Below are 3,034 nucleotides of genomic sequence, written 5' to 3'. Positions count from 1 at the left end.
CAGGCAGCCTGATCATCGACGTCTCGTGTGACGAAGGGATGGGCTTCGAATGGGCAGTCCCCACTGGATTCGATGACCCAATGTTCACCGTTGGGCAGGGTGTGAACTACTACGCCGTTGACCACAGCCCGTCATACCTGTGGAACTCAGCAACCTGGGAAATTAGCGAAGCGATTCTGCCGCACCTCCGCACAGTCATGGAAGGATCAGCCTCCTGGGCGAAGGACCCCACCATCTCGCGAGCGATCGAGATCCACGACGGTGTGATCAAAAACCCGGACATTCTGCAGTTCCAAAACCGCGATGCACAGTATCCTCATGTACAAACAACGTAGGCGGACTATGCCATAACACGGGGACCTATTCTTCGTCCTTATTGCAACTACCACAAGTTTCAAGTCCAACTGGTAAAACTTGTCGCGTGAGTTGCATGTCATGACGATACGGCTACATTACATTTCACCGACACGAATGCAACGGAGACTACACCCTTATATCAATAGACAATACGTACACTCACGAGCTTTCTCCCGACGACCCCTCGTAACTGTCCAGTCGGATGCGGTGCCGAGCCCGTACATCCCCCCACGCCTCTCCATGCGCACCTGGGGGATTTTTGTATCCATCAAACCATGAGTTGGATCGCCAAAGTAGCCCCTAGGTCTTCAGCATCGGCAAGATGCTCCTCGGTGACGTCCCCCATCGATTCCAGAATCTCGCCTCCGAGTTGCCACCCCAACGCACCAACAATTCCCTCCACCGAGCGAACCGCTCCAGTTGTGTCGTACCGGCCGTGGACAATCAACCCATAAGGACGACGGCGCATGGTGCCACTACCGGTACTTGCACCACCGGTCTCGTTCAAGGAGCCACCAATCTTCAAAAAGATGCTGTCGAAGACGTGTTTGAGCGCGCCACTCATGTAGCCGAAATTGGCAGGCGTAATGAATAAGTAGCCGGCAGCCTGCTGAATAGTGGTCTCGTCTGCTTCACCCCGAGCCCATGCCAGGGCCGGCATCGAGGTGACTTCGACGCCCTGAATATCAGGATGGTTGGCTCCCCTAACTGCTGCATCGAGCAATTGCTGAACGCTATAGGTCGGAGCATGATGAATCACCAGAAGCTGCGTCATAACCTCAGAATGTCACATTCAGCTAGCGATCGGGAAGGGTGCAGGGCAGGTTCAGCAGGATGCCCGAGGGCTATCGAGCACTTATAGGCGCTGTGGCCATTGACCGCGAGCCCCAAGAACTCGAGCAAGCCCATCACCGTTATCAGTCACGAGTCCGTCGACTCCCATCTCTAGCAACCACTCCATCTGGTCTTGTTCATTCACGACCCAAACATGAACAGCAATGCCTGCCCGATGGCACGCAGCTACGAACCGTTTCGTGACGACTCGAACCGGTCTCCACCGAATGGGTACTTGAATGGCATGAAGCGGTAAATTTTTGCGCAGCTGTCGTACAACGCTGGTGAATATACCTAGGTAATGCGCCAGCAATAATCGAGCCACTGTTTCAACCCCACCCGAGGAAGCAACGACGGGTTCTTCCGCTCGAACGTGGCTAAAGAACCGCCGACGATGAGCATCACGAAATGACGCAATGAGCACGCGATCCCATGCGCCAGTGCGGCGTATCGGCCCACTTCTTCATCTCAGGTGTTCTGCGATAAGTTGCACCAAGTGTTTGCTGCTCGTACCGTCCAGGTCGGTGATTTGGGTGCGGCAGGAAAATCCATCCGCCAAAACCTCACGGTCGGGTGATTGGCGGATTTTGTCGAGGATGCCGTCTTCAGCGACTTTTACTGAGACCTCGTAGTGACCTTGCTCCATACCGAAATTGCCCGCCATACCGCAGCAGCCGGCAGAAATTTCGACGTCACAACCAAGATTCTCTAGGAATTTTTGGTCTGTCTCAAAGCCCATAATCGCATAGTGGTGACAGTGTGGTTGGATCAGGAGTTTACGATCCAGCTGAGGTGGTTGCCAGTCCAAGGCATCCAAGAGTTCGGCAACAGTTTTGACCTGTTTGGCAATTTCCCGGGCGCCAGGTTCTTGGGGCAGGAGCTCGACCAGGTCTGACCGCAAGGTAGCGATACAACTGGGTTCCAGGCCGACCACCGTATAGCCGGCTGCAACATACGGGTGTAAGACCTCGACGGTGTTGGTGAGTTCTCGTTTGGCTGCTGGCAGCTGGCCTGTGCTTACCAGGGTGAGACCGCAGCAGATGTCAGGTTCAGCTATCGTGACCTCACAACCGGCAGCCTCCAACACGGTGACGGCGTCTAGGGCGATCTCTGGGTTCAGATGGTCGGTAAACGAATCAACCCAGAGCACAACCTTTGTACCTTCTGGTTTCGCGGTGGTCCGCACATTCTTGCGTAGACGTCGAAACGATTTTGCGGCTAACGTGGGCATCGCACGTCGACTATCGGCCCCCATGGCAAACAGCATGGCTTTTCGCAGGGGCGTGATCTTGCCCAGGGCATTGACAAGGCGACCAAATGGACCGACCAAACGTAACCACTGCGGCAGCCGTCCAAGTGTGTAGTGCGAGCGTGGCCGGAGTCTGCCCTGGTAGGTGCGGTGCAGGGTTTCGGATTTATAGGTGGCCATGTCAACGCCCGTTGGACAATCATTGGCACAGGCTTTACAGCTCAGGCACAGATCCAGGGCTTCGTGTACTTCGGGTGAAGCCCATCCATCCGAGACGACGCCACCGTTGAGCATTTCTTGCAGCGCGCGTGCTCGGCCTCGGGTTGAATCTTTCTCGTCCCGGGTAGCGATGTAGGACGGGCACATAAATCCACCGTCTTCGCGTGTATCGGCACGACATTTGCCGAGGCCAACGCACCGATGAATGGCGTTGGTGAAGTTTCCGTCATCGTGGGCAAATGCAAAACCATCGGACGCCGTCATGGTCGCTGCACCAGGACGGCGTAGGTCAGCATCAAGCGGCTTGGGCCGCACCACAACTCCGGGGTTCAACAGGTCGTCTGGGTCAAAGAGGCCCTTGAATCGAGACATCAC

The 3,034-nt window shown here is 55.6% G+C and carries 3 protein-coding genes and 1 pseudogene; 1 reads left to right on the top strand and 3 read right to left on the bottom strand.

Features of this window, described 5'->3' with window-relative positions:
* Positions 1–335: pseudogene (locus L0H14_RS12245) on the top strand (alanine dehydrogenase); the annotation flags it as partial.
* Between the two features lie 290 nt (positions 336–625).
* On the opposite strand, the gene L0H14_RS12240 reads toward L0H14_RS12245, so the two are convergent.
* The 3 genes from L0H14_RS12240 to L0H14_RS12230 all read right to left on the bottom strand — a co-directional run.
* Positions 626–1,132 (bottom strand): flavodoxin family protein, encoded by a 507-nt coding sequence (locus L0H14_RS12240; protein ID WP_301419685.1) that lies wholly within the window; start codon positions 1,130–1,132, stop codon positions 626–628.
* Between the two features lie 81 nt (positions 1,133–1,213).
* A complete protein-coding gene (locus L0H14_RS12235) occupies positions 1,214–1,615 on the bottom strand; it encodes a glycerophosphodiester phosphodiesterase family protein (RefSeq protein WP_301421973.1) in 402 nt (133 codons plus the stop codon).
* 39 nt (positions 1,616–1,654) lie between these two features.
* A partial coding sequence (locus L0H14_RS12230) for a (Fe-S)-binding protein (protein WP_301421972.1) occupies positions 1,655–3,034 on the bottom strand: 1,380 nt, incomplete at its 5' end.

This window comes from Yaniella sp., assembly GCF_030453185.1.
GTDB lineage: Bacteria > Actinomycetota > Actinomycetes > Actinomycetales > Micrococcaceae > Yaniella.
The sequence above is the reverse complement of the archived record's forward strand: the minus strand, read 5'-3'. Positions and strand labels throughout refer to the sequence as shown.